This window comes from Pseudooctadecabacter sp. (assembly GCF_020627745.1).
Lineage (GTDB): Bacteria > Pseudomonadota > Alphaproteobacteria > Rhodobacterales > Rhodobacteraceae > Octadecabacter.
In genome coordinates, this window is sequence record NZ_JAHDGE010000022.1 from 1 (window position 1) to 6,248 (window position 6,248).

Annotated in this window: 1 pseudogene; it reads right to left on the reverse strand. The window is 61.5% G+C overall.

The window, feature by feature from the left end:
- A pseudogene (locus tag QZ653_RS09790) lies at positions 1–6,248 on the reverse strand (hypothetical protein); the annotation flags it as partial.

Consider the following 6,248-nt stretch of genomic DNA (forward strand, 5'->3'; position numbering starts at 1 on the left):
GCGGACTGGATATCCTCGGCCTCTTTCACAACCTCAAGTGCGGGCAACTGGCGCGCGGGCGTTGTGGTGCTGTCGGTGACCGGATCGGCGCCCGGTACGCTGGCCGTGGCGGAGTTGACGACGGACCCGTTGTCGATGTCGGACTGGATAATCGAATAGGTGCCGGTACAGGTTGCCACTGCGCCCGGTGCCAATGGTGGCGCGGGACAGGTGATCGTGCCGCCTGCGTCTGTGATCAGCGGATCAGTGATCGTGATCTCGTCCGTGATGGTCACGTTGCCGGTGTTGGTCACGACGAACTGATAGGTCAGCACATCATCAACGGCGTCGAAATTCGGGCCGCCACCCACAAGGACCTTGTCCATCGTGATTGACGGCATCGCAGGTATCGTCACCGTCGCTGGTGTATCAACAGGGTCACTGACCGGCGGGCCCGATGGCGGTGTGCCCGTACCGGTCGCTGTGTTGGAGATGCCGCCTGCGTCGATGTCCGGCTGGGTCAACACATAGGTCGCATTGTAGGTCGCGGTTTCACCGACCTTCAGCGTCCCTGCGCCGGACCCATCAGTTGCCCCGGCGAATGTCGGCCCTGACGACAGCGTCAAGGGGGTCCCATCGGCACGCGTCAACGTATCGTCGGACACCGCCACGCCGGTCAGCGTGACGTTGCCAGTATTTTGGATTGTGATCTGAAACGTGACCGTTTCATCCACACCGGTGTTTTCAATCGCCACGACCTTGTCGGTTTCAACTGACGGATTGGCCGGAATGACAAACGGGGTTGGCGTACTGCCGGTCCCCGTGCCCGTGTCAGACACATCGCTGACGTCCGTATCGAACGGCGACGTGCCTGTCGCCGTGGCAGAGTTCGATATGCCGCCCGCGTCAATATCGGCCTGCGTCAGGGTATGGACAATTTCATAGGTCCAGACCTCATCAGGGGACAAGGTGCCGCCGTCGCCGTCCGTCAGACTGGCGGAGGGTGACGGGGTCACGGTGGACCCGTCAAGGCGGCTCAAGGTGTCGGACAGACCGATGGTGTCGAGGGTCACATTGCCGGTGTTTTCAACGCGGACCTCAAACGTCACGGTGTCGCCCTCGGTCAGGCCGGTGCTGGACGCAACGGTTTTGATCGCCTCAATCGCGGGGTCTTCCTCCTCGGGCGTGACGCTTTCATCTGCGGTGGCTGTCGGTGTCGTGCCATCGGGGCTGGTTGCTGTCAGGGACACGGTGTTGGTCAGCGCGGCACCTGCGTCGATGTCCTCTTGCGTCACAACGTACTCGGCCGTCAGCGTCACGATGCCATCGGGCGCGATGGAGGTGATCGTCGCGGAGGGCATGATCGACAAAGCCGCTGTGCCCGTGGCGGATGTGTGCTGGTCGTCCAGCATCACATCGGTCAGTGTCACATTGCCGGTGTTTTCGACCGTATAGGTGTAGGTGATCGTCTCACCCTCCGCCACATCGGTTGTGGGCGATGCGACCTTTTCGATGGTCACGCCGGGGGTGCGGACGGACGGCACAGTCGCGCTGTCCTGTGCCGCACCGGGGTTGTTTGGATCAAACGGAGCGTCATCCGACGACACGCTGGCGATGTTGGTGACGCCACCGTTGTCCACATCCGTTTGCGTGGTTTCATAGGTGCCGGTGCAAACGATAAACCCAAGCGGTGCAAGGCCACCGGTCGGGAAGGCAGGGCAGGACACCGTATCAATGCGGTCGTCCGAAACCGTCGGCGCGGCAGTCAACGTCACGTTGCCGGTGTTGGCCACCGTATAGCTGTAGGTGATTGTGGTGCCGTCACTGTCGAAATCGGTCAGATCGGCGGTTTTCACCAGAGAGAATGACGGCTCCTGCAGGGGGCCTTCGCTGCGCAAATCGCCGTCCTGCGAAATCTCATCGCTGTCCGGCGTGCGGGGTTGCCCGGCGGCAGTGGCCGTGTTGTCGACAAAACCACGGTCGATGTCGGACTGCTGGACTGTGTAGGTGAATTCACAGGTGACGTCTTCGTCGCCCGGCGCAAGGGTGCCGATGTCACAGGTGCCGGGCACAATGCTGTCGGTGACAGACACATCGTCCAGCGTGATGTTGCCGGAGTTTGTGACGCTGATCTGGAAGACCATTTCCTCGCCCACGGCGGAATAATCAGACCCCGGTTCGCCGGATGTCAGCGTTTTGACAACGGTCAGGGCTGGTGCGAACGGATCAACCGGCTGGGTCGCCGTGTCCGATGTCATCACCGGCGTGCCGGACGGGTTGGTGGCCATGGTCGTCGCTGTATTTTCCAGCGACTGGGCATCCACGTCATCCTGATCGACCGTGTAATCGCCTTCGCAGATCAACACACCACCTGGCGCAAGGTTGACGATTGTCGGGGCCGCAGTGCCGCCCACGGTGCAGGTCAGGTCCGCAATGCGCGGATCGGTGATCATCACGTTGGACAAGGTCTGGTTGCCCGTGTTCGTCGCGGTCATCCGGTAAGTGACCATGTCACCCACCGTGGCAGGATCGGGGCCGGCGATGACCTCTTTAACAAGTGACAAGGCAGGCGATTGTGCACCGGCGATGGTGACCTGATCTGCGGGGGACAGAACAGGCTGTCCGCCAAAGGTTGTTTCAGCCACGGCGGCGTTGACGACTTCGCCCGCATCCAGATCGGCCTGCGTCACGTTGTAGGTCGCCGTACAGGTCGTGCTTTCACCAACTTCCAGCTGGTTGTCGGCGGTCGGATCGCAGGCAATGGTCACGCCCGGGAATTTGTTGTCGGTCACTGTGATCGCATTGGCGAAGGCAGGCATTGTTGCGCCTTCGGACGTGTTGGTCACCGTATAGGTATAGATGATCGGATCATTGAGGGCGGAGAACGTCGTGACGTTGGCGGATTTCACGATGGACAGGGCGGGGTCCACATCATCCGGTGTCGTGACGCTGTCCGGGTCCGAGGTTACGCCGCCGCTTGTGGCGGTCGCGGTGTTTGTCACGCTCCCCAACTGCACATCCGCAAGCGTAAGGTCATATTCACCGCGGTAGGTGATCGACTGTCCGGGCAGAAGGCCACCCGCGGGGAAGGGATCAAGCAACGTGATGCGGGACGGATCAATGATCGTATCATTGATGACCGGCTGCGCGGTGATCGTCGTATTGCCCGAATTCGTCACCTCAAAATCAAACACCTGCGTCTGAGGCGCAACAAAGGCCCCGCTGAGCGCCGCGTTGTAGGTTTTGTCGATGGTCAGTTCAGGGTTCTGGATGGCCACAGCCGTAAAGCTGTCGCTGCCCGCAGGCACCGGTGCGCTGTCGAAGGTCGCCACAGGCTGTGCGGTGTTGGTGATCTCGCCTGCGTCAATCGCCGCCTGCGTCGCGGTCCAGACATGGGTACAGGTCACGCTCCCGCCCGGCGCAAGCGCTGCGGTGCCGCAGGTCAGGCCGGTGCCGATCTGGTTGTCATCCACGGTGATCGGCGCGGGGATGGTGACATTGCCGTCATTGGTGATCGTGAAATCATAGCTGAGGCTGTCGGTCACCGCAGTCTGGAAGGTCGCGGGCGTGCCGGGCGTGATGATCTTGTCAATCGCAAGGCTGGGGCTTTGGGCCGCATTCACCGTTTCGGTTTCCGTGCCGGATGTGACGGTGGTCGGACCGCCGGGCACGATGGTCTGCGTCAGGGACGCCTCTGCGATATTGGTGACGAACCCACGATCCAGATCATCCTGATCCACCGTATAGGTGGCCAGACAGGTCAGCGTTCCACCGGGCGCGATACCTGTGGCGGGGGTCTGCGGACAGGTCACCGGCGTCTGGTCATCGGCCACGGTGATCGGGCCGCGAATGGTGATGTTGCCGCCGTTGGTGACGACATACTGATAGTCGACCTCATCCCCGATTGCGCTGAAGTTGGCGCCGGATGTCGCCGTCTTGACCATGGAGATCGCGGCCACCTGCGTTGGCCCCTCAAGTGTCACGCTGTCGGTCGCGGTGGTTGTGCCGTCGGACACGGTCACGGTGTTGACCAGTTGGGCGCGGTCAATGTCGGGTTGGGTGATGGTATAAGTCGTCGACAGGGCTGTGGTGTCGGCACACTGGCTGGTTGACCCGCCCACAGGAATATCCGCCAACAGGCAGGAGAACCCTGTCAAATCATCGGTCAGCGTAAAGCCGGACAAGGTGACATTGCCGTCGTTCGTGACAACGAATGAAAACGCCTCGGACGCGGGCAGGTTGTTGAATGTGCCGGTGCCATCGGTTTCGGCCTTCACCACCGAAATCGCGGGTGCCGCGTCTTCGACATCGACCGTTTCACTGTCCGTCGCGGTGGGGGCCGTGACGCCTGCGGGCGGGGTCGCTGTTCCGTCTACGGTGTTGGTCAGGTCGGCACCGGCGTCGATATCGGCCTGCGTCACCACATAGCTGGTCGTCACTGTGGCGGAGGTTCCGGGCAGCAGTGTCGAGATGACATTGGACGGTGCAAAGGTCAGGGGGGCGGTGCCGGATGCGCTTGTGTGGGTGTCCGTCAACGTAATGTCTGTCAACGTGGTGTTGCCGGTGTTTGTCACCACGTGGGTGTAGGTGATCGTCTGGCCTTCCTGCACATCGGTGGTGTCATTGGCCGACTTGTCGATGGTGAATGACGCGGTGCGCGCGGGACCGGGTGTTTCGACGCTGCTGTTCGACACGGGCGTCATCGGGGCCGTCGCGGTCGCCGCATTGTCGAAGGTGCCGTTGTCGATATCGTCTTGCGTGATCACATGGGTCGCGATGCAGGACGTGTCATCGGTGATCATGGGTGCAAGGGATGGAATGGTGCACGACAGACCCACCTGCGGGTCATCAACCACAATATCGCGCAACGTCAGCGTGCCGGTGTTCGTCACCGCAAAGTTGTAGCGGATTTCGTCGCCCACAGCGGAAAAGCTGCTGACATTCGCCGTCTTGTCCAAGGACAGCGCGCGCACCTGTGCCGCCGGATCGGCGGTGATGGTTTCGCTGGCCGTCGCCGAAAGGATCTCACCCGTGGGCGCGCTGCCGCTGGCGTTGGCGGTATTGTCGATCGTCCCGCGGTCAACGTCGTCTTGCGTCACCACGTAATCGCCCGTGCAGCTGACGCTGCCAAAGGGCGCGATGTTGGTAAATTCGCAGTCGAGCGCTGGAATTTTCACATCCGTCACCTCAGCCGAGGCGATGGTCTGCGCCGAGGTGTTCGTGACCTCGAACGTGTAGGTGACTGTCGTGCCTGCGACGCCGAAATCCGCAGGCCCCGTCTTGGTCAGCGTCATGCCGGGCACCACCGCGGAGGGCACGGTCGCCGCCGCTGTGTTCGACGTGATCAGGTCGCCACCGGGCGCGGTGAAACTGGCAGTTGCGGTGTTGTTCACCTCGCCCGCGTCAATTTCGGCCTGCGTGATATCGGAATAGGTGACCGAACAGGTAAAACTGTCGCCGGGCGCGAAACTGGCGGGCTGGTTGCAGGTGACGGGACCGGCCTTGGGGTCGTTGACCGTAATGGGCTGCAAGGAAGTGATCGTCGTCGTGCCGGTGTTTTCGACCGTGAACAGATAATCAATGGTATCGGTCAGGGACGAGAACGTGGCCCCTGCGGGATCGGGGGCTTTGGACAAGGTCAGCTCAGGCGCGCCTGCATCGGACACGGTGGCCGTGTCCTCGTTCGAGGTGACAACACCGGACTGCGCGGTCGCACGGTTCGTGACAAAGCCTGCGGCGACATCGGCGTTGGTCAGAAGGTACGTGGACGTACAGCTGATCTGCGATCCAGCCGCCGGAGCCGGCGGCACAGGCCCTGCCACACATTCAAACGGCGCGCCGATCTTGTCGTCGTTTATGATGACCGGATCGGTCAGGGTCGTGTTGCCGGTGTTGGTGACGGTGAAGGTATAAGTGACGGATTGACCGGGTTGGAAATTACCGGCCGGAACGGGCGTCGCAACCTTATCCAGCAAGAGCGACGGGTTCTGGTCTGCATTTACAGTCAGGTCCGTATCGTCTGTTTCCACGGTCGCGCCATTTTGGGTCGTGCTGCTGGCAGAGGCCACATTGGTCACAAATCCCGCGTCCAGTTCAACCTGCGTAACCGTGAAGGGCGCGTCGGACGTGCAGACAATCGACGTGCCGGGGGCAATGGAGGTCGCAGCACAGCTGGCAGTCACCTTGTCGTCCGTGACAGTCGGATTGAACAGTGTCTGGGTGCCTGTATTTGTCAGCACATATTCGTAATCAATCGTATCGCCCACGGT